The 22,895-nt window shown below is 60.0% G+C and carries 16 protein-coding genes; 1 reads left to right on the top strand and 15 read right to left on the bottom strand.

From position 1 onward, the window contains the following. Positions 1-34: 34 nt before the first annotated feature. Genes mukB through cmoM form a run of 4 tightly spaced genes read right to left on the bottom strand, consistent with a single transcriptional unit; the run spans position 35 to position 7,317 of the window. Entirely contained in the window at positions 35-4,498 is a 4,464-nt protein-coding gene (gene mukB, locus SANT_RS13350; RefSeq protein WP_025422793.1) for a chromosome partition protein MukB, read from the bottom strand. Further along, positions 4,495-5,232, bottom strand: coding sequence for a chromosome partition protein MukE (gene mukE, locus SANT_RS13355; RefSeq protein ID WP_025422794.1), 738 nt, complete (start codon positions 5,230-5,232; stop codon positions 4,495-4,497). Before mukE ends, mukB begins: the two co-directional genes overlap by 4 nt. Further along, positions 5,213-6,535, bottom strand: a complete 1,323-nt coding sequence (gene mukF, locus SANT_RS13360; protein ID WP_025422795.1) for a chromosome partition protein MukF — start codon at positions 6,533-6,535, stop codon at positions 5,213-5,215. Before mukF ends, mukE begins: the two co-directional genes overlap by 20 nt. Then, a complete protein-coding gene (gene cmoM / locus SANT_RS13365) occupies positions 6,532-7,317 on the bottom strand; it encodes a tRNA uridine 5-oxyacetic acid(34) methyltransferase CmoM (RefSeq protein WP_025422796.1) in 786 nt (261 codons plus the stop codon). The genes mukF and cmoM overlap by 4 nt, the downstream gene beginning before the upstream one ends. Before the next feature lie 153 nt (positions 7,318-7,470). Between cmoM and elyC the strand changes: the two genes are divergently transcribed. Continuing rightward, complete coding sequence (elyC, locus tag SANT_RS13370; protein ID WP_025422797.1) at positions 7,471-8,298, top strand: envelope biogenesis factor ElyC; 828 nt, start codon at positions 7,471-7,473, stop codon at positions 8,296-8,298. Between the two features lie 318 nt (positions 8,299-8,616). Here the strand turns inward: elyC and SANT_RS13375 are convergent, their stop codons facing one another. From SANT_RS13375 to aroA, 11 genes are all read right to left on the bottom strand, one after another. After that, positions 8,617-9,510 carry a YcbJ family phosphotransferase gene (locus tag SANT_RS13375; RefSeq protein WP_025422798.1) on the bottom strand — a complete coding sequence of 298 codons (894 nt, stop codon included), beginning with the start codon at positions 9,508-9,510 and terminating at the stop codon, positions 8,617-8,619. A 165-nt stretch (positions 9,511-9,675) separates the two neighbouring features. Further along, a complete protein-coding gene (gene kdsB, locus SANT_RS13380) occupies positions 9,676-10,431 on the bottom strand; it encodes a 3-deoxy-manno-octulosonate cytidylyltransferase (RefSeq protein WP_025422799.1) in 756 nt (251 codons plus the stop codon). After that, positions 10,428-10,610 (bottom strand): protein YcaR, encoded by a 183-nt coding sequence (gene ycaR, locus SANT_RS13385; protein WP_025245854.1) that lies wholly within the window; start codon positions 10,608-10,610, stop codon positions 10,428-10,430. Before ycaR ends, kdsB begins: the two co-directional genes overlap by 4 nt. Before the next feature lie 662 nt (positions 10,611-11,272). Then, a complete protein-coding gene (gene lpxK / locus SANT_RS13390; RefSeq protein WP_025422800.1) occupies positions 11,273-12,286 on the bottom strand; it encodes a tetraacyldisaccharide 4'-kinase in 1,014 nt (337 codons plus the stop codon). Beyond that, complete coding sequence (msbA, locus tag SANT_RS13395; protein ID WP_025422801.1) at positions 12,283-14,031, bottom strand: lipid A ABC transporter ATP-binding protein/permease MsbA; 1,749 nt, start codon at positions 14,029-14,031, stop codon at positions 12,283-12,285. Before msbA ends, lpxK begins: the two co-directional genes overlap by 4 nt. 36 nt (positions 14,032-14,067) lie before the next feature. Continuing rightward, a complete protein-coding gene (locus SANT_RS13400) occupies positions 14,068-16,350 on the bottom strand; it encodes a ComEC family protein (RefSeq protein WP_237234616.1) in 2,283 nt (760 codons plus the stop codon). 170 nt (positions 16,351-16,520) lie between these two features. Continuing rightward, positions 16,521-17,780, bottom strand: coding sequence for a hypothetical protein (locus SANT_RS13405; protein WP_025422803.1), 1,260 nt, complete (start codon positions 17,778-17,780; stop codon positions 16,521-16,523). A gap of 302 nt (positions 17,781-18,082) precedes the next feature. Further along, a complete protein-coding gene (gene ihfB, locus SANT_RS13410; RefSeq protein ID WP_025245364.1) occupies positions 18,083-18,367 on the bottom strand; it encodes an integration host factor subunit beta in 285 nt (94 codons plus the stop codon). Between the two features lie 92 nt (positions 18,368-18,459). Then, a complete protein-coding gene (gene rpsA / locus SANT_RS13415) occupies positions 18,460-20,136 on the bottom strand; it encodes a 30S ribosomal protein S1 (RefSeq protein ID WP_025422804.1) in 1,677 nt (558 codons plus the stop codon). A gap of 114 nt (positions 20,137-20,250) precedes the next feature. After that, entirely contained in the window at positions 20,251-20,934 is a 684-nt protein-coding gene (cmk, locus tag SANT_RS13420) for a (d)CMP kinase (RefSeq protein WP_025422805.1), read from the bottom strand. Positions 20,935-21,041: 107 nt separating this feature from the next. Beyond that, on the bottom strand, positions 21,042-22,349 hold the full coding sequence (aroA, locus tag SANT_RS13425) for a 3-phosphoshikimate 1-carboxyvinyltransferase (protein ID WP_025422806.1): 1,308 nt from the start codon (positions 22,347-22,349) through the stop codon (positions 21,042-21,044). Positions 22,350-22,895 lie beyond the last annotated feature (546 nt).

Below are 22,895 nucleotides of genomic sequence, written 5' to 3' on the forward strand. Positions count from 1 at the left end.
CAATCAACCGCTGGCCTACCCGCGGTCAAAAAGCTCAGCCGGCCTGACTGTCGGTCTCGGTCAAGGCAGTCGACGGCGGCGCGGCCTGCTCGGCGCCAAAGCCGCGCAATCCCACCACGTGTACATGCTCTTGATTGTTGAATACCTTACGCACCAGTTTATAGGTAGTCCCTTTCTCCGGACTGATATTTTCCGGCGCGGCGATAATAAGCTGCATCTGCAAACGATCGCACAGCTCGAACAGCGTGGCGATGGATTTGGCATCCAGCCGCGCGGCTTCATCCAGGAACAACAGTCGGCACGGGGAGATATCTTTGCCGCGCAGCCGGCTGGACTCCTCTTCCCAGCTCTGCACCACCATCACCAGAATCGACATACCGGTACCGATGGCTTCGCCGGTGGACAACGCCCCACTCTCCGCGCGCAGCCAGCCGTCGGCGCCGCGGTTGACCTCCACTTCCATTTCCAGATAGTTGCGGTAATCCAGCAGTTCCTCACCGACGGTTTGCGGCGTGCGCTGCCCCATATCGATCTGCGGGTTCAGCCGCTGATACAGCTTGGCCAACGCTTCGGAAAACGTCAGGCGTTGACTGCTGAACAGGTCCTGATGCTGCTCTTGCTGCTCGCTTAACACATCTAGCAGCGTTGCATGGGCCTCGCGCACGCTGACGTTCAGGCGCACGCTCTTCACCTGACCGAAACTGACCGCCTGCAACCCCTGGTTGAGCAGGCGAATACGATTCTGCTCGCGCTGGATAGTTTTACGGATAATGTTGGCCACGCTTTTGGCGCTGATGGCCAGTTTCTGCTCGCGGGCGGTCAACTCTTCCGTTAGGCGATTGAGCTCGATTTCCATCTGCTCAATGGCTTCCACCGGGTCGTCGGTGCGGATAATATCTTGACGAATACGCTCGCGCAGATGCTGGTAAACCGCAATAAAGAACTGGATCTTGCGCTCCGGCCGCTTGGGGTCTTCCGACAGCCGCAGCACATCACGCAGATGTTCGTTATCCGCCACCGCGAGGCGCAGCGCGCCCAGCGCTTTATCCGACATGGAGCGCAGATCCTCGGCTTCCATATAGGCCAGCTCGCGACGGTGCAGGCGGCGCTCCACGCCGTTTTCCTTCACCAGGCGCAGCACCGCGCACCAGCCGGCCTTGGCGCTGACCACCTGTTCGCGGGTTTGATAATAATCCCGTTCCAGCTTGCGCAATTTTTTTTGTAAAGCGTCCATTTCCGCTTCGCAGAACGTCAGCTGTTTTTCCAGCTGGTTGCGGCGACCGCGGTTCTGACTCAGGGCCATATGCAGCTGATCCCGGCGTTCGCGGGCGCGCGCTTCCGCATTGGCGTCGGCCTGCACCCCGATGTCGTGGAGCTCCTGCATCAGTTCCTTGAGCATATCCTGCTTGGCTTCGTAAGAGCTTTTTAGCGACGCTTGTACCTGGCTGAACTGCGTAAGCTGAGCCTGGTGGGCGCGCAGCGCGTCACGCGCCTGGCTGCGCTCGGCCTCCGCGCGCTCCAGACGCTGGCGCAGCTTATCGTTCAGATCGCTATTCTCGCTCAGCATGCCGGCGGAATCGGAATAGCTAAAGTGGGCGCGGCGCTGGACGACTTCTGTTAGGGCAAACGCCTGCTGCCGCGCCTGGCGCTGGGTCTGCTGCGCCTGTTCATAGTCGGCACGTAATTGTTCGTGCTGCTCGGGGTCGCTTTGCAGCACCGCCGCCAGCGGCTCAAGTTGATCCAGCGCTTTTTGGTGCTGACTCAAGTAACGCGCCGCCTCCTGCGCGTCCTGCCAGTCGGCCTGTACCGTCTCCAGCCGGTCCTGCAACCGATCGTCCAGCAGGACACCGAGCCGGGGGATAAGCCGGTTGAGCAGTTGCAGCCCCTCACGCGCCTGATCGTATTGCTGCCGGCTTTGCTGATTCGACCCGTGGTGGTCGCTAAGCTCACGCTCCAACTCGCCGCGCCGGGCGTTGAGCGCGCGCATGTCCGCTTCAGGATCCGCCTCGAACGCCACCGCCAGGTGAGCGCCGATAAAGCGGCTGAACGCCTGATGCTGACGCTGAATTTTTTGCACGTCGAACGAGAGCGTGGCGTAACGTTCCGCCAGTACATCGCGCTCGGCGGTGAGATTTTCCAACCGGCTTTCGCGCGCGGCGCGGCCGAAGAGCGGCACCGCGGGAAAGCGCGAGTAGCGCCACTGACGGTCCGCCACTTTGACCAGTACCGCCCCCTGGAGCTCTTCCACGCCGAACACATTATCATCGAACGACTGCGGATCCCCTTCAATTAAATAGAGGTCGTCCGGGCAATCCTCCAGACCGTCCAGCTGTTCGCGCACCCGCGACAGATCCGGTACCACAATCGCGTGGCGGGAGGGGCCATAGAGCGCCGAAAAATACGGCGCGTCGTCAAGCGTCACGTCATCATAAATCTCCGAGAGCAGCACGCCGCCGAAACGTTCGGCCAGCGCGGTCAGGCGGCTATCCTCGGTGCCGCCCGGCTGGCTGAGACGTTCGATCTGCGCCTCGATACGCCGCTTGCGTCCCGCGACCTCGTCGCGTTCCACGGTGGTTTCCCGCTCGCGTTCCAGCAGGAGCTGCATGGTATCCGTCACCTGGCGGCTGCTGGTCAGCGCTTCGCCACTTTGCTCACTGAGCGCCGTCAGGGCATCCTGCGCCGCCAGCCAGGCCGGCGCGCGCGCGGTAAGTTCTTCGATGCGGGCGGTGGTCTGCTCCAGCGTCTGGCGCAGCGTCAGGCGGCGCTCGCCGGCCTCGGACACCGTCCTCGACAGCGTTTCGACCCGTGCCTCCAGTTCCTGCTGCACCGCGTCGAGGGCCTCGGCGGGATAATCCTGGCCCATACGCTGGCAAAATTCCTGCAGCAACCGTTCAGCGTCCTGCTGTTCGCGCAGCCGCTGCTCCAGCTCGTTAAGCTGACTGCGCAGCGCGTGCAGCCGCTCCGCCTGGTGGCTTTGCGCGGCGGCGTCACGGAGGAGCTCCCGGGCCGTCTGCCAGGCGTCGCTGCGGCTAACCTGCCCGGCGATTTTCACCACCAAGCCATAGGCCTGTTCAAAACGGCTGCTGGCCGCCTCGGCCATGTTCATTTTTTGCTCAAGACTCAGCAGGTGCTCGGTCGCTTCCTGTTCGCGCTCCTTGAACATGTCCAGCGCCGGCGCGGCGTCTTCCCAGGCCAACGCCGGAAGCTGGCACAGCTCTCGGGCGCGGTCCAGCGCCTGTAGCGCCTGCTGATACTGGATGGCGCGCGTTTGCTGCACGTCCAGCGCCTGCTGATAATCCGCCAGCTGGCTTTTCAGTTCATCCACCTCAAGCTCGGCCGCCTCCAGCCGCGCTTCGTTCTCCTGCTGCTGCTCGGCGGATTCGGCCACCACTTCATTCTGTTCTTCCAGGCGGAAGGTCAGCTCCTCCAAATCCTCCTGGTAACGGCCGATTTTTTCCTGCTGGCGCATCGCGGTCTGCACCAAATTCAGGTGATCGCTGGCGGCCTGGTAATCGGTTTCCAAATCTGATTCGCCGCCGCTGATTTCCGACAGCTCCCGGGCCATATCGACGTGGCGATACTGCTCGGAGCCCAGCTGCTTACGGCTGGCGTACAGGTCGCGGCGCAGCGTCAGGGCATCGTCCAGATGCAGGCGCCGTTCGTTGGCGTGGCGCATATAATCCGCCGCCACGTACGCGGTGGCTTCGGATATCAGATGTTTGAACAAGTCTCTATCCGATTGCGTGACGCGAATGGCCTCAAGCGTCAGGCGGTTTTCGCGCAGCGCCGCCTCCATGTCCTGAAACGCCTTACGCACGCCGCTGTTTTCCGGCAGCAAATAATCGCGCAGCGACCGGGTGATCGCGCTGGAAATACCGCCGTACAGCGACGCCTCGATCAAGCGGTAGTATTTGCTGCGATCGGCGCTGGAGCGCAGCCGGCGCGGGACTACGCCAAGATCGAACATCAGCGAGTGATAGTCGGTAATGGAGTTGAACTGCTTGAACAGCACGCCTTCAATAGCTTCAACCCGCTCTTTAAGCTCTTGCAGCGGCAGCACGCGCGCCTGGCGATCGCCCACCGTCATCGTCAGGATCTCGGTGGGGGTTATTTTCACCGGCAGCCCCTGGATCATGAACGGCTTGATGTCCACTTTGCGATCGCGGCCGGCTATCTGCTGCAGGCGTACGCCGACCAGCACGCGCTGGTGGCGGGAGTTGACGACCTCTAGCGCCGAGTAGCACACCCCGGCGCGCAGCTTGCCGTGCAGCCCCTTATCGCGCGAGCCGCTGGTAGCGCCGGCTTCGGTGGTATTACGAAAATGCAGCAAGGTTAAATCCGGGATCAAGGCGGTAATAAACGCCGCCATGGTGGTAGATTTACCCGCGCCGTTACCGCCGGACAGGGTGGTGACCAATGCATCTAGATCAAAAGTCCGGGCGAAAAAGCCGTTCCAGTTGACCAGCGTCAGTGAGCGGAATTTGCCGCGTTCAATCATGCCTGTTCATCCTCGGGGCCATCCGCGCTTTCGTCGGCAAGCGCCTCATTTTCATCGTTTTCATCTTGGTCATCGCCGAGCGACAGAGCGTTCTCCAGCGGCATCGCCTCACCGTCGCGAATCATCCGCAGTTGCGCTTCGCGCGGATCATCGCCGGCGCGCACATCGGCGCCGAAGCGGAAAACCGATTCCGTAATACGGAATTTGCTGGCGTCATTGCCCATAAACCAGACCATACCCAACCGGCGCAGGCGGTGAAGGGAGGCGCGCACTTTCTCCTGCAACTTTTGCCTGTCCAGATCCGAACCGGTGGAACGCTGGTTCACCAGCTTCAGCAGTTTGTTCTCATCGGCCAGGCTCAGCAGTTCATCGTACAGTTCCTGCTGGCTGAAGATGCCTTCATGGGCCAGTCTTTCAGGGCTCAGATACAAATAGCAGAGGATTTTGCCGACCATCATATCCAGCGCCGATAACACCGAGCGCGGTATCAAAGTGGTAGAACGCGGGCGCAGATAAAAGAACCCTTCCGGCGCGCGCAGCAGCTCCACATTGTAGCGGCGGTAGAAGCCCTCCAGTTCCTCCTGGAAATCCATCAGAAAGGCATGATTATCCAACTCTTCAATGCCGATATGGCGGCCGGAGCGCAGCTGGCTGTCCAGGGCCGGAAATAACGGGTTGGACAGCGCTTTCGCCAGTTTTACCGGCAGACTTTCTTCAATACTCATCGATGACATGGGCCTGTACCTTAGCGCCAAAATCGTTGATTACCTGCCAGTGGGCGGGTAACCCTGTAAAATCTGACCTGGCCACGCCCAGGCGCACCGCCTGGTCGACCACGATGCGCGCCACGTCGAAATGGCGTGAGCGCGGATAACGCGCCAGGTAATCGCGCATGACGGCGCCAAGGTCGAGCGGCAGCAGCTGCTGCTTGTACACCCCTAGCGCTTCGTCCACCATCGCCGCAATCTGCTCGCGGATCTCGTTGAACTCTTCGTACTCCATATCCGGCGGCAACTCACCGGTCACCTCGTCATTGCGCAGCGCCAGCTCTTCATCGCGCATGTCCATCAGCCGATCGGCATCGGCGTAGGTCAGCGCCCAGGGGGCGTCAAAATAGTTCTGCACCGACTGGCGCAGGCGCTGGGCGAAGACGCGGTTCTTATCCATGTCGATGGCGGTGCGGATAAAGCGGTGTACGTGCCGGTCATAGCCAATCCACAGATCGATCGCCTGTTGGCCCCAACTAATAATCCGATCCAGCTTATTTTGCAGATCCAGCACCAGTTTATCGACGAATTGCAGTTCGTCATGGTTCAGGGTCGCATCCTGGATGCGCAGCAGGTTGGCCTGAAGCTTGTCCCCCGCCGCTTCCAGCGTGTCTTGCAGCTCGCGCAGCGTGCCGGAGGTTTCCGATAACAATAATTCGCAGTTGGAGATGGCGGCGCGCCAGTCTTGATTAAGCAGCGCGGCAATATCCTGTTTCACCCCCTGCTGCTGTTCATCCATGATGCGCTGAGTCATATCGATACTGTCGAAAATTTCCGCCACCGAATATTTCAGCGGCGCAAACACATGCCGGTGCCAGTGAAATTCGTCGCCGTCTTCTTCCGCCGCGTCCGCCGCCCGTTTTAATTCTTGCGCAACAATGGACAGTTGGACCGACAGCCTAAGTGTGGAGAATTCGCGCTGGCGAATGTAATAATCGCTAATGCCGATACCGAGCGGCGTCAGGCGGTAAATGGCGTTCCCTTCCGCCAGCTCGCTGGTAAAACGGTTTAGCAGACGCTGACGCACCAGATCATTGATGGCGTTGTTGGCGCGTACGGTTACGGTTTCCTGAGTCTGTTCAAACCCTTCGCTGACGTAACGGAACGCATCCACCAATTCCCCTTCGCTCATTTCACCATCCATGCGCTCGCTATTGAGCGTGGCGATGGCCAGCACAAAGGCCAGCCGGTCAATAGGCAGCGATAGTGAGAAATCATTCTTCCGGGCCCAGGCGACCAGTTCCGGTACAGTCTGGGAAAATTCACTCATAGTGCGTCCTTCAGGGTGGGTTTACGCGCCATCACGTGGATATAACGCCCCATACTTATAAATGGCTCCTGCCGACAATAGCGTTGTTCCATCGCCAGCAGTGCGGTAAATTCATCCTGTTGTTGCTGTTTGTTCTGCAGATAATCATGAAACACCCGCACGCCGCTTTTGCCTATTGGCTGCAGTCCCATTTTTCCCAACCAGCGATACACGTCGTCGGGATCGCAAGGATGGTCGGGCATCAACGACCGTTTTTTCCTTTTCGGCATACCGGCCGCGACAAATGCCATATTGCCCAACAGCATGTTGCGCATCACCAGGCCGTGTTTATTGTAAAACATTAATGACAACGCGCCATCCCCGGCCAGGCACTGATTAAGTATTTGCAACAACGCTTCGGGCTGCGCGACCCATTCCAGTACCGCATGACACAATATCAGATCGGCCGGCCTTTCCAAATGCGTTGCGATATCCTGTATCGCGCCGTGTACGCAGCGAAAGCGCCGCTCCACCCCCAGCGCTATCGCCTGCTGTTGCGCGCGGTCTATCATTTGCGCCGACAGATCGCACAGCACCACCTCGTGTCCCAGCGCCGCCAGTTGGGCGGCCATGCGTCCTTCGCCGCCGCCGGCGTCCAAAATGGACAGCGGCCGCTGGGGCAGTTGCGCCAGCAGGCCCTGAAGATCTTGCCATAAGACCGCCTGGCGGATCTTTCCTTTCGTGGTGCCGTAGATGTTGCGCGCGAATTTTTCGGCGATATCGTCGAAATTGCGATCCTGTATCATTAAAGACTCCGGTCGGCCACGGCGGGACAAGATGTTTTGTCGCCGGTGGACGCGAGGGGCCTATTTTGTCACAGGCTGACGTAGAATGAATCATTCCAGCGCCGGATTGCGGCTGGTTGATTACATTTCACTCAATCGGAGCGATACGCCATGCTGTTTACCCTGAAAAAATTCATCGGCGGTCTGTTGTTACCGTTACCGCTGCTGCTGTTGGTGATGGGCGCCGGGCTGGTGTTGCTGTGGCTAAACCGCGGGCCGAAAATCGCCAGGCTGCTGCTGTCCGTAGGCTGGCTGTTGTTGCTGGCGCTGAGCCTGCAGCCGGTTGCCGACCGCCTGCTGGCCCCGCTGGAGGCCCATTATCCCACGTGGCAGCCCCGCGGCGAAACCGTGAAGTGGATTGTGGTCCTGGGCGGGGGGTATACCTGGAATCCCCATTGGCCGCCCAGCGCCAATTTGATTAACAATAGCTTGCCGCGCGTGACGGAAGGGATCCGTCAATGGCGCGCCCACCCTGGCGCGACGATGGTGTTTACCGGCGCCGCCGCGCCCGGCAATCCCGTCAGCAGCGCCGAGGCCGCCTCGCGCGTGGCGCAGAGTTTGGGAGTGCCGGCATCGGCCATTGTGGTGCTCGATAGCCCGCGGGACACCCGTCAGGAAGCGGCAAGCGTCGCCATGCTGGTGGGGCAAGCGCCGCTGATGCTGGTCACCTCAGCCAATCATCTGCCGCGGGCGATGGGCTTTTTTACCGCCGCAGGGCTTAAGCCGCTGCCGGTGCCGGCAAATCAGCTCGCGATCGAGAGCCCACTGCAGCCGCAGGAAAAGATATTGCCCTCGCCGCTGTGGCTGGGCCACAGCGAGCGCGTCTGGTATGAAACCCTCGGCCAAGCCTGGCAATGGCTGTTGGGCATAGCGGATCGCGCCGCGCCGTCCGGGAACCGCGGCCCGACGCCGGTCAAGGATGCCGACGTAAGAGGTTAAGCGGATCGGCGCGGCCATGTTGCCTTACTGGCGAAGCGGCAACGGCCTAGCGCCTGACGGCATCCCCTCATCCGCGCGGCAGCAGCAGAGCGCCCGGAAATAGTCGCCTATCCCCGCGGCAGCCACGACAGAGCGGCCGGCAATATTCCCTCCTCCGCGCGGCAGTAGCAAAGCGCCCGGCAGCATCCTCCTCTCGGCCCAGCCACGCCGCTTCACCGGCACGGCGGCAGGCTTGCTGGCCGGGCACGGATCGCCTTGGGCGCCCATCGATGCTAAGCCCTTGGTGTTGCCAGCCTGGTGACGCCGCTGCCTGCCGCCTTAGTCCAGCCACGGGATCAGTTCGCGTCCCGCGCGCACGAACAGGTCGTGGTCCAACTGGCCGGTGTGAATATAGCGCGCCGCCGCCTCCCAGATGGCGTATAGCCAGCGTCGGCAAAGAAACGCCTCCGCCACCGGCGCGCGGCTGAGATAATGAAACAGCAGCGCTTCGCTCATTCCTTCGTCGCTCAGCCGCGAAAGGTCGTATTCCCGCGGTGCCCACAGCACCGTCCCCGGATTCAACATCGCCAATAGCTGGTCGCTGCGGGGATCCTTAAGCATACTGCGCAGCGACAGGTTGCCGTGTACCAGCACACACCCCTCGTTGAAGTCGTCAAAGAGCCGCGGCAAACACTGCCGGGTACGGAACAGCAATACTCGATCGTCATGGGAAAGCAACGGCGCCGAGACTTTACTCAGGGTCGACCAGATGACCTCGATCCGCTGTGAATACCATGCAGGCCAGCGATTCTCCTGGGTACTGTCGACGGTCCCTACCAGGCCGTGGCTATCGATGCGGTGCCAGGCGAGGATGCCATCGACGATCTGCTCCTGAAGCCGCTGCCAGCGTTCCGGCGTGCGGGTTGGCGCCTCGACCGGCACGCCCCGCAGCCGTTCCATTAAGAGCAGCTCTTTGTAGGGGGGATGTTGGGATAAAATCAGGCCATATACCGTCGGCAACCGTATCTCGCCCTCCCGGGCCAGCATCGACAGCTTGTAGGCTTCCTGCTGGGCGATGCCCGGACACAAGTAACTTTTCGCCACCAGGGACAGCGCATGGCCCTCTCTGTCGTACATAGCATACAAGTGGGCATAAGGTTGCTCGCTGATGCGTTCAAGCCGACTCAACGGCTCCCCTAAAACGGCGCTTAACTCAACGCGTAATTGTTCCATGACATCGCTAACCTTATGTTCGGCACAGGATTACACCAGCGCACCGCGCGGCACAGCCAACATCATGGGGAGGAATGGCCTAAAAAACGTCGCGTTAGATCAAACAAAGGCGGGAAATCGGCGCGGAGATCTCGATTGGCCCCCGCGCCGTACAGCACGGGGCGGTTACTCCAATTGCTGCTGCAACAAACGAACCTGCGCCAATTCTTCCGGCGTGTCTACGCCCATGCCGGGCGCCACGCTTGCTACCGCGACATGTATTTTCTCTCCATACCACAAGACGCGCAGCTGTTCGAGGATCTCAATTTTTTCCAGCGGGCTGGCCGACCAGCTGACATAGCGGCGGATAAAGTCGGCGCGGTAAGCATAAATACCAATATGACGCAGCAGACCGTGGGAGAGGTGCTCGCGGCTGCGGGCAAACCCTTCGCGATCCCAGGGGATCGTAGCGCGTGAGAAATAGAGCGCGTAACCGCGCGCATCCACCACCACTTTGACCGCGTTGGGGTTGAACGCCTCTTCCGCCGTGGTGATAGGGACCGCCAGCGTGGCCATACCGGCATCGGCGCCCGCCAGATTATCCGCCACCTGGCGAATGATTTGCGGCGGAATGAGCGGCTCGTCCCCCTGCACGTTGACGATTATCCGATCGTCGGCGAAGTCATATCTGTCGATGACCTCTTGGAGTCGCTCGGTGCCGGACTGATGATCGGGGCGGGTCAGGCACACTTCGCCGCCGGCCCGCTCTACCGCCTCGACCACGCCGGCATGATCGGTGGCGACAATGACCCGATCGGCGCCGGAGGCTTGTGCCCGTTCCATGACGCGCACCACCATGGGTTTGCCGTTGATATCGGCCAGCGGCTTACCGGGCAGGCGACTGGAGGCGAAACGGGCGGGAATAATGGCGATGAAACTCATGAATTTGTCTCGTCCAATGTGATGGCGCGCGCTTCGCTCTCCAGCAGCACAGGGATACCGTCGCGCAAGGGGTAAGCCAGCGCATCGGACTTACAAATCAGTTCTTGTCGTTCTTTGTTGTAATAAAGTTTGCCGTTACAGACCGGGCAAGCGACGATTTCCAATAGGCGATGATCCATGATTCCTCCAAGGGGGCATGCCTGCGCAAAGGATGATGGTGCAGAGAATAGCATAAGCGGCACGGGGCCGGGAATCACCGCCGGCAATCGTTGTCGCCTATCGCAGCATTTGCTGATAATCGTCATTTATTTATGCAGATGTTATTGATATGTAGCCGATGGAGGAGTAGTATTTTTGTGAACTGAATCACACTTTAAAACATTTATAAGACAGGCCTGCCATGAAAACGTTAAACAAAATCATTGCTCTGTTCGCTAATTTTAGCCGCTAAGCAATAGACCATCGCTCGGACGGCCCGGTTAACCCACGTTAGCCGGGCCGTTTGTTTCTCTGCTCTCAAGCACCGCGCCGCCGCGCGTTAACTCCCCCTGATGTGCCTTCTTACCGCCGCGTGTAGTATGTCTGCGCCGTGCGCCAGGGCATCGCGCGCTAACCGCCCCCGGCCGCACCCTGCCGCCGAACGTCGTATCTCCGCGCCTTGCGCCGCGCGTTCACTATCCTCGGCCGCACCCTGTCATCGGGCGTCGTATCTCCGCGCCTTGCGCCGCACGTTCACTATCCTCGGCCGCACCCTGCCGCCAAACGTCGTATCTCCGCGCCTTGCGCCGCACGTTCACTATCCTCGGCCGCACCCTGTCATCGGGCGTCGTATCTCCGCGCGTTACGTTTTTGCGCCGCCGTCCGCAACTTCGCGATAGCGCTGGATGGCCTGCTCAACCGGCGTCAGCAAACGTTGCTGCGCCCCCTTGGGCAGTTGCGCGTCGACCGGCAGATACCACCAATTCGCACGGGCGAAGGAGCGGCATTTGACCGCGTCCTTCTCGGTCATCAGCAACTGCTCATCCGGCGCGGCCAGCGCGTCGAGCATTTGCTGTCGGTAGGCTTGATGATCGCCAAACGCCACCTCACGCACCGGCGTTACGCCGCCTGCGCGTACCGTGGCGAAAAAGCGCGGCGGATGTCCAATGCCGGCCATCGCCACCACCGGCGTCAAACCGGAAAGCGCGCGACGTTCACCCGTCAGCAAATTGACGGCCGCGCCGGCGACAAGCCGCATCGGCACCTCGCTAGGACGAGCGTCGCCGCCGTTGACGATGACCGCCTGCACCTGCTGTAGACGGTCGGCCCGTTCGCGCATAGGGCCGGCGGGCAGCCACCAGCCATTGCCGAACCGACGCTCGCCGTCGATAACCACCCACTCGATATCCCGCCCCAGCGCATAATGCTGCAAACCGTCGTCGGTCACCACCACGTCCAAGGGCTGCGCGCGCAGCAGTGCCGCCACCGCTTCGGCGCGCCGGGGCGCCACCGCAACCGGCGCCCCGGTTCGCTGCCAGATTAACAACGGCTCGTCACCGCACTGCTCGCTGGTGGTGGTGGCGTCCAGCAGCAGCGGATACTGCGCCGCGCGTCCGCCGTAGCCGCGGGATACCACCCCGACCCGCCAGCCGCGCGCTTGCAGTTGCGTCACCAGCCATAGCACCGCCGGCGTTTTGCCGTTGCCGCCGGCGGTCAGGTTGCCCACCACCACGATCGGCAGCGAAAAACGATGTACTTTCCGCCAGCCGCGGCGATAGCTGTAACGGATTAGCGCCGTTACCAGTCCATACAGCCAGGAAAATGGCAGCAGCAGCAGATACAGCGGCGAGGCGCCGGACCAGATGCGGGCAATCATTGGCCGAACTGTAACCGGTGAAGCTGGGCGTAAACCCCCTGGCGCGATATCAGCTCCTCATGATTGCCGCGTTCGACGATCCGTCCCTCCTCCACCACCAGAATTTCATCGGCTTTTTCGATGGTGGACAGGCGATGGGCGATGACCAGGGAGGTCCGATTCTTTTGCAGCGCATCCAGCGCTTTTTGAATTGCCCGCTCGGATTCGGTATCCAGCGCCGAGGTGGCCTCGTCGAGAATAAGTATCGGGCAATCGCGCAGCAGCGCGCGGGCGATGGCGATACGCTGACGCTGGCCGCCGGAGAGCAAGACGCCGTTTTCGCCGATAACCGTATCCAGGCCCATGTCCATTTTTTCGATGAAATCCATGGCGTAAGCCATGCGGGCAGCGTTCTCTACCTGCTCGCGGGAGTAGGTTGCCTTGCGGGCATAAGCGATATTGTTGGCGATAGTATCGTTAAACAAATGCACGTTTTGGGAAACCAGCGCCACCTGATTACGCAGCGAGGCGAGCTTATAGGCGCGCAAATCGGTACCGTCGAGCAGGATCTGGCCCTGCTGGATATCGTAGAACCGCGTCAACAAATTGGCGATGGTCGATTTACCGGAGCCGGATCGCCCCACTAACGCCACCGTATGCCCCGCCGGAATGCTCAGACTGATGTCGTGCAGCGAAGGCGTCTCTTTACCGGGATAGGAAAAGGTGACGTGTTCGAAGGCGATATCCCCTTTAACGCGTTCGACCTCCACCGTCCCCTCATCCTTTTCGGTTTCCATATCAAGAATGGAAAACAGCGTCTGGCAAGCGGCCATACCGCGCTGGAACTGGGCGTTGACGTTGGTCAGGGATTTCAGCGGGCGCATCAGGGCAATCATTGACGAAAACACGACGGTGATAGTCCCGGCGGTCAAGGTTTCCATCACCGACGGAAAGCTGGCGGCATACAGAACAAAGGCCAGCGCCAGGGAGGCGATAAACTGGATCAGCGGATCGGAGACCGAAGAGGCGGCCACCATTTTCATCCCCTGCTGGCGCATGCGGTTACTGACGCTGTTGAAACGCTCGTTTTCCACCTTCTGGCCGCCAAAAATCAGCACTTCCTTATGCCCTTTGAGCATCTGCTCGGCGCTGGTGGTCACCTGCCCCATGGTGTTTTGCATTCTTTTGCTGATCTGGCGGAACCGTTTTGACACTTGCCGGATGGCAAACGATACCACGGGCGCAATCACCACCAGGATCAGCGACAATTGCCAACTGTAATAGAACATCATCGCAAACAGGCCGATGATCGATGCCCCTTCACGAATCACGGTAATCAGCGCGCCGGAGGAGGATGACGCTACCTGTTCGGAATCATAGGTAATGCGCGAAAGCAGGGTACCGGTGGATTGCTGGTCGAAAAAAGACACTGGCATGTCCATCATGTGGTTGAACAGCCGGCGGCGCATGTTCATCACCACTTTGCCGGAAACCCAGGATACGCAATAGCTGGAGACAAAGCCGCTGACGCCGCGCAGCACCATTAGGCCAATCACCACCAGCGGCATCCAGACCAGAATATTGCTGTTGGCTTTGCCAAATCCGTCATCCAGCAGGGGTTTAAGCAGCGATAGCATAAAGGTATCGCTGGCGGCATTGAGTATCAGGGCAATCGCCGCGACGATCAGACCTGTCTTGAAAGGTGAGATCATCGGCCAAAGGCGACGGAAGGTCTGCCAGGTGGAGAGATCTTTATCGTTTAGCATTCATTTACCAGTGCCGGGACTAAATAGCCGCCTATTCTACCTATTTAGCGCGGCGACGCCAAACCACTGATGATACCAACGGCGGGAAATTTGACCGCGATAGGCCAGCACCTCAAACGACCGCGCATAAAAACGCACGCTCAGTTGGCCACTTACCGCTGTATCGCGCCAGCGAATGCCCAGACGCCGGTAGCGCTGCACCACCGCCTCAGCCGGCAGACGCCAGGGACTGTAGCGCCCCGCCGAGGCTAGCGCCACCTGCGGCCGCACCGCCCGTAAAAAGGGGGCGGTGGAAGACGTTTTACTGCCGTGATGGGGTACCTGAAGGACCTCGGCGCGCAACGCGGGCCGATCCAGACGCAGCAACGCCCGTTCCGCCGGCGCTTCAATGTCGCCGGTGAGGAGCACCCGAAAGCGGCCATCGTCTATCCGCAGCACGCAGGAATCATTATTGCCGGCGCTGGCGACCGACGCCGGCGGCCAGAGCACCTCAAAATGTAACCCCCGCCAGCGCCAGCGCTGCCCGCGCAGACATAAGCCGTGGCCGGGCGCGCGGAACGAACTGCTGACCGGTACCGCTTGCCAAACGCGCCGCACGCTGGCTAAACCGCCGATATGATCTTCATGGCTGTGGCTCAGGTAGATATGCTCCGGCGCCAGGCCCCGCCAGGCCAAGTAAGGAAGGATTGCCGCCTTGCCCATATCGCCCTCGCGCCAGCCGGCGCCGGTGTCATACAGCAGCGTCTTGCCGTCGCGCTCAATACTTACCGCCAGGCCGTGGCCCACATCCAGCATATCCAGCCGCCAGCGCGATTCGTCCGTTGCCGGCGGCCTGAGACTTTGCAGCATCAGCACGGCCAACACCGCCATCGTCAGAGGATAAGCGCGCCACCAGCCGAATCGCCAGATGATAATGCCCAGCCAACCGGCGGCGCTGATGACCAGCCCTTGGCCCGACAGCGTTAACCACCCTTGCGCCAGCGGCGCAAGCGGCGCCATCACGCCATCAAGCGACAGATCCGCCCAACGCCAGAGCTGAGCGCTCACCCCCTTAAGACCGCCGGTGACGATAGCCGCCAAAATGAGCGGCGTGCTGATAAACGACACCAGCGGCACCGCCCACATATTGGCCACCAGCGCCAGCGGATTACCGCCGTGAAACAGTAAACACTGCATCGGCAACAACAGCAGGGTCATGCCTCCCTGCAAATGCAGCCAGCGAATGCCGCACCAGCGCCAACCGCGCCGGCAGCGGGCCGGCAGCGGCGCCCACTGAAAGAAGAAAATCAGTGCCGCCACCGCGGTACAAGAAAGCCACAGGCTATTGGAGAGCACCGCCAGCGGATCGGTGATGAGGATAAGCGATACGCACCACAGTAAAATTTGCCACGGACTTAGCGTGACGCCCCGCAGGCGAACGATAGTCCAAAGCGTCAGCGCCAGCAAACCGCGCTGGGCGGGGAAATTCGCCCCGGATAGCGCCACATAGCCCGCGGCGCATACCCAGCAGAACAGCAGCGGCGCTCCCACGCCAATGGCGCGGGCCGGCCAGAAGAATTGCGCTCCCCGCGCCACCAGCCAGCCGAACAGCGCCGCCAGGCCGATATGCAGCCCTGAAATCGCCATGAGATGGGCGATGCCGGTGCGCGATAGCAACTGCCATTCACCGTCGCTGATTTCCTGGGTCGTGCCGAAGCCCAGTGCCAGCATCAGCGCCCGCCAGCGCGGCTGCTGCATACTTTTGATGGCGCGATCAACCCACCGCTGGCGCAGGCCGCACCCGTCGCTCAGCAGCCGCGCCCGCAGCACCCTGCCCTGCAACGGCTGGTGATTGGCCATGGCCCAACGCTGGCTATCGAATCCCCCTTGATTCATGCGCCCATGCACTGGCTGTAACGCCACCCGCAGCCGCCATTGCTGCCCGGCACACCACCGCACCGGCGGCGCGCGCCAGCGCAGCGCCACCGCTACCGGAGGAAATACCCGCTGGCCGTTGATGTGGCTGACGCGTACGACAAGGCGGGCGGGAGCATTTTCGGCCGAGAGATTGAGGGTGGCCACGCGGGCAATCAAGGTCTGATTACCCTGGCTCCAGGCCGTGGTTTGCACCAGCAATAGCCGAGCGTGATGGCCGCTCCAGGCCAGCATCAGCACCCCCACCGCCAAATACTGCGCCGTGCGGCGGCCGGTCAAAAGCAACAGCCAGCCGGCAGCCAGAAGGCAGCACAGCGCGCCCGCCGTCGGAAGTTGCGGCAAAAACAACAGCGGCACATTCCCCGCGATAACGGCCAGCGCCAGCGCGGTCATTGACAATGGCATCGACGGACCTGCCTCTTAACGGACGCGGTAAAGAAGACAGGCAGTATCAGGCATCAAATGCGGCGAAGTCTCGCCGCAGGGGCAGAACGGGAAGCCGCGCCGCAGTTAAGTTACCGCTTTTGCAGCCGGCCGGGGCAAATGGCGACGGCGCTCCCGTCGGATAGCTCGCCTCATGCGTCATCCCGCGACGCAATGGCCGAGAGCGGCGAAAGCGGCGGCGATGTAAGCGGTAACGACGAAGCAAGCGGCGTTAATGACGGCATTGGCGGCATTGCCGCAAGCAGACTTTCCACCGACTCGCTCCCCCCATCGCTATCGCTGAACAAGCCGCTATCGTCAAGCCATAACAGGCTGTCGACGTCATCTTCGCGCAGATCGTCATCACCGCACTGCAAATTGAGCAAGTGGTCACCGACGCCGCAGCTTAACCTATCATCCTCATAACCGCCTACTTCGTTCGCCAGGTCCCAGAGATCAAAAAGATCGGTATCGGCGATAGCGATTTCCCGTAACGCGTTATGGAAATCACACAGGCCCGGTGCCGTCAGCACTTCGGCGTGATGTATCACGTCGCAGTAGTCTCGCTTGAGGGGCGCCGTTAGCGCTCTGAGCACCCTATCGTCTTTGCTCCGGTATCCCTCCCCCAGCAGGGCATCCCAATCCGCATACCGTTTACTTGCCAATTTCTCGCGCAATGTCTCGTCGCCCGCCCGCCATGCGGCGGCGTTTGCGTCGGAAATAGAGATGCGGTTGCCGTTTTTGAATACCGCGTCGAAAGAAATTCCGTATTTATAATTGTCAATTGTTTCCAGATTTTCCAGACGGTATTCGCGCGTCTGGAGTTTATCCATCAAGCGGTCTAAATCCGTGTGTTTGACGTCAAACAGGTGGGAAAGCATCGCTTTTTTATAAAGGGGCAAATAGTGCAGTGCGCCATCGGCCTGAAGGCGCAACGTTTGATAAACCGCATCCTCCATTTTCATGCGAAGGTTTGCCGCATGAAAGAAAGGCAGTGGATCCGCGTCACCGTTTTTGCTTTTTGCAATGACATTGTCGCACTGGAATAAGGTTTGGCCATTAACCTTTAGCGCGTAGCCCCAGTCATACCGTGCGGTTGGGGCGAGGATTTGCAGCTGGAACTGACTTTGGTATTCCGGTAACGCCAGTCGCCTTAGCTGGATGAATTTCTCCAGACGGCGGTATTCTGGCATCGCCGTTGCGCCATATTGGCTTTCCTGAAGGCTGTGAAATAGCGCTATAATCTCTTTTTTCTGCGTTCCCCCCCTGAACCAATCAATAATGCCACTGACAAATTCAGCAATGTTATTGATTCGCGTTGCCTCCTGGACGGTATTGGCATTCAATACTTGCGCCACTTTCTGGTCGCTGAGCAGGATATGTCGATTAGGCATTGAAAAAACGATGGGCATCTTCACCTCATATAACGGTTAATCATGAGCGTCGTCCGGTATGCTTCAGCCGATAATCTTTTGGGTCACCGTTAACAGGCCGCAGCGGGGCGATGTCCGGTATCCGTGGCGCCATGCGTTGGCTCTTAAATAGTCGACATCGGCTTAATCCTTACCGGCTCTAACCACCCCTACAGCATATCGGTACCGCTCGCTGTTTTCCCATCGGCCGTTGACCCGATCTCCGGCAGCCTGGAGGCAAAAAAAAAGCCCCATAAGGGGCTTTTCAGGTTTGCAATAACATTGGCGCCGGGCCACGGCTGTTAGCCGTAGATGTTGGCGCGATCGCGCAACTCTTTACCGGGTTTAAAATGCGGAACATATTTGCCTTCCAGCTCCACTTTATCACCGGTTTTCGGATTGCGGCCGACGCGCGGGGCACGGTAGTGGAGAGAAAAACTGCCGAAACCGCGGATTTCGATGCGCTCGCCGCTGGCGAGCGTCGTCGCCATATGCTCAAGCATCTCTTTCACTGCATCCTCAACCACTTTTGCCTGGATATGAGCGTGCTGGCCAGCTAGTCTTTCGATAAGCTCGGACTTGGTCATAATTCCTCCAAGTTTACGCGGCTCTCTTCAAGAGCAGCATAACAACTTAACTACCGTCCAGGAGCAGAGTCGCCTCCGCTCCCCCGTTATTATTACTCGCCTTTGGTCGCCGCTTTAAAGGCTTCAGCCATTGCGTTGGAGAAGTTGCCTTCTTCCTGCTTGTTGTTCACGGTGCTGATAGCTTCTTTCTCGTCCGCCTCGTCCTTGGCACGAACGGACAGGCTGACAACGCGGTTTTTACGATCGACGCCGGTGAATTTAGCTTCCACATCGTCGCCGACGTTGAGGACCAGCGTAGCGTCTTCCACGCGGTCGCGCGAAGCTTCAGAGGCGCGCAGATAACCTTCCACGCCACCCGCTAATTCAACTGTAGCACCTTTTGCGTCAACTGCTGTGACTTTACCGGTAACAATAGCTCCTTTCTTGTTCAAAGACAGGTAGTTATTGAACGGATCTTCAGCCAACTGCTTCACGCCCAGGGAGATACGCTCGCGCTCTGCATCAACCTGCAGAACCACGGCCGCGATTTCGTCACCCTTCTTGTATTCGCGCACGGCTTCTTCGCCGGCCACGTTCCAAGAGATGTCGGACAGATGAACCAGGCCGTCGATGCCGCCGTCCAGGCCGATGAAGATACCGAAGTCAGTGATCGACTTGATTTTGCCTTCAACGCGGTCGCCCTTGTTATGGGTTTCAGCAAACTGCTGCCACGGATTGGCTTTGCACTGCTTCAGGCCCAGGGAGATACGACGACGCTCTTCGTCGATGTCCAGCACCATGACTTCCACCACGTCGCCCACGTTAACCACTTTGGACGGATGAATGTTCTTATTGGTCCAGTCCATTTCGGAAACGTGCACCAGGCCTTCAACGCCTTCTTCGATTTCAACGAAGCAGCCGTAGTCGGTCAGGTTGGTCACGCGGCCGGTCAGGCGGGTGCCTTCCGGGTAGCGTTTCGCGATAGCGACCCACGGATCTTCGCCCAGCTGTTTCAGGCCCAGGGAGACACGGGTACGCTCACGATCGAATTTCAGTACTTTAACGGTGATTTCGTCGCCAACATTCACGATTTCGCTCGGATGCTTCACGCGCTTCCAGGCCATATCGGTAATGTGCAGCAGGCCGTCAACGCCGCCCAGATCAACGAAGGCGCCGTAGTCGGTCAGGTTCTTGACGATACCCTTGACTTCCATGCCTTCCTGCAGGTTTTCCAGCAGCTGATCGCGCTCGGCGCTGTTTTCGGATTCGATAACGGCACGACGGGAAACCACCACGTTGTTGCGTTTCTGATCCAGCTTGATCACTTTAAACTCAAGCTCTTTGCCTTCCAGATGCAGAGTGTCGCGAACCGGGCGCACGTCGACCAGAGAACCCGGCAGGAACGCACGGATACCGTTCAGTTCTACGGTGAAACCGCCTTTGACTTTCCCGTTGATAACGCCGATCACGGTGGCCGCTTCTTCGTAGGCTTTTTCCAGCATCAGCCAGGCTTCGTGGCGCTTGGCTTTTTCACGGGACAGCAGCGTTTCGCCGAAACCGTCTTCGACTGCATCCAGAGCGACGTCAACCTGATCGCCCACTTCGATTTCCAGCTCGCCCTGGGCGTTGCGGAACTGCTCGACGGGAATGGCGGATTCGGATTTCAGGCCGGCGTCAACCAGAACCACGTCTTTCGCGATGGACACAACGGTACCGCGAACGATGGAACCCGGGCGGGTTTCGATTTCTTTCAGGGATTCTTCAAAGAGTTGAGCAAAAGATTCTGTCATATTTGATAATCTTCAGATTTTTTGATTAACGTCCATCCGGCATCCTGCTTGATGGGGTTGTTATACACGCCCCGCTGCCTTTCCTCGCTGCGGGGTAATTTAATGACGATATCGTTACGATAGCGCCAGAATCTGCCTGGCGCGCGCCAGCGCTTTGGCTATCACTTCATCGATAGTCAGGCGGGTGGAGTCAAGCACCAGCGCGTCAGCCGCCGGCACCAATGGCGCCACCGTGCGATTGCGATCGCGATCGTCACGTTCTTTTATCTCGGATAAAAGGCGTTCAAAGTTAACACTAAAGCCCTTTTCCTGCAACTGCCGCATGCGGCGGTGCGCCCTTTCTTCCGACGACGCGTCCAGAAAGATTTTTACCGGCGCATCGGGAAAGACCACGGTTCCCATGTCGCGGCCATCGGCGATGAGGCCCGGCGCGGCGCGAAATGCGCGCTGACGCCGCAGCAGCGCTTCACGCACGCGCGGAAACGCGGCGATTTGCGACGCGGTATTGCCGACGGTTTCGTTGCGAATGGCCTGGCTGACGTCTTCCCCCTCCAGCACCACCGTCAACTGCCCCTGTTCAACCTCGAAGCGGACATCGAGATGAGCGGCGAGCGGCACCAGCGCCTCCTCGCTGTCGATGGCCACCTGGTGATGCAGGGCCGCCAGCGCCAACACCCGGTAGATCGCGCCGGAGTCCAGTAAATGCCATTGTAACGCTTCCGCCAACGCTTTGCAGAGCGTTCCCTTCCCTGCACCGCTCGGTCCATCGATGGTGATTACCGGAGCTATAACCGTCATTGTCTTCTCCTTTAAGCGCAACGGGTAAGCAAGCCTAAGGGATCCCTTAGGCTTCATTGGGCGTCATTATACCCTTCATTACGCGTAAACGTTACTCTTACCCGTTATCATAGCGCCGAATGCGATGAGGCCGGCGTGCTTAACGCCGCCAGTCGGGCAAAAAAGTCCGGGAAGGTTTTGTGGGTACATTGCGGATCGAGAATCGTCACCGGCGTATCGGACAGCGCCACCAGCGCGAAACACATCGCCATACGGTGGTCGTTATAGGTACCGATGCGGGCGGCGGTCAGTTTGGCGGGCGGCGTGACGGACAGATAATCCTCCCCCTCGATGACGGTGGCGCCCACTTTGCGCAGCTCGGTGGCCATCGCCGTCAGCCGGTCGGTCTCTTTGACGCGCCAATTGGCGATATTGCGTAACGTGGTAGTGCCGCCGCTGGCGAACAGCGCGGTGGTGGCGATGGTCATCGCCGCATCGGGGATGTGATTCATGTCCATATCAATAGCGTGCAGCGTAGCGCGGCTGCATTCGATGTAGTCGTCGCCCCAGCGAAGGGTGGCGCCCATGCTCTCCAGCACATCGGCGAAGCGGATATCGCCCTGCACGCTGTGGCGGCCGATGCCGGTGACCCGCACGGTGCCGCCGCGGATCGCCGCCGCCGCCAGAAAATAGGACGCGCTGGAGGCATCCCCTTCCACCAGATAATCCCCCGGCGAACGGTAGACGCCGTTGCCGGTGAGGTAAAACACCTGGTAATTATCGTGGCGCACCGTAATTCCGAAGCTTTTCATTAACGCCAGGGTAATATCGATATAGGGTCGGGACACCAGTTCACCCTTAATGCGAATGCGGCTGTCCTGCGGCGCCAGCGGCGCCATCATCAATAGCGCGGTGAGAAATTGGCTGGAGACGCTGCCGTCGACGGTGATATCGCCGCCTTGATAGCCGCCGCGCAAACGCAGCGGCGGATAATGCTCTTGTTCGAGATAATCAATTTGCGCCCCGCCCTGGCGCAGCGCGTCCACGAGATGGCCTATCGGCCGCTCTTTCATGCGCGGCTCGCCGGTCAGCGTCACATCCTGCGCCTGTAGGCACAGCGCGGCGGTCAGCGGGCGCATGGCGGTGCCGGCGTTGCCGAGAAACAGCGTCAGCGCGTCATCCGCGCGCAGCGGGCCGCCGAGGCCGTCAATTTCACAGTTGCGGCGGTCCGCCGACAGGCGGTAATTGACGCCGAGCTGACCCAGGGCCGTCAGCATATGGCGGACATCGTCACTGTCGAGCAGGTTGGTCAGGCGCGTGGTGCCGATGGCCTGTGCCGCCAGCAACAGGGCGCGATTGGAAACGCTTTTGGAACCCGGCAAATTGAGGGTGCCATCGACGCGCGCGATGGGATTTAAGGTCAGGGAATCCTGCATGTGTAACACGTTCTCCAGCTAACAATAACGCCTGGCGCCGGCAGCCTCGGCGCCAGGATGATTCGGCAGCGGCCGACCCGAGGCCGGCTTCGCCCTTATAAAGGAAAATACTTCGCGGCAACGCCGCAACGATGGCGGTAACGCCGTCTACGCCGGCGGCAAACCAGGACTACGCGGGTTACGCGCACCCCGCCCGGCGACACATCGAGGCCCCAGGCAACGCAAGCGGAACACAACCCACCGGCAACAGCCCTCGCCGTTCGGCTGACAGCCCCACACACCCCGCAACGGCGCGGTCTGCGGTTAACGGCCAATGGTCAACGTTCAGTGGTCTACGGTCTACGGTCCACGGTTCACGGTTCACGGTTCACGGTTCACGGTTCACGGTTCACGGTCCACGGCCAATGGTCAACGATTAACGGGCATCAGCTAATGGTCAACGGCCAATGGCCAAGGGTTGACGGTCAATGGGCATCGCACTACAGCGTGGGCAACGGGCAACCCGGCTCGGCAAAGCGGCCACGCCGCAGCGTGCGGCCCGCGGCG

The sequence above is a fragment of the Sodalis praecaptivus genome, assembly GCF_000517425.1.
In the GTDB taxonomy this organism is placed as follows: Bacteria; Pseudomonadota; Gammaproteobacteria; order Enterobacterales; family Enterobacteriaceae; genus Sodalis_A; species Sodalis_A praecaptivus.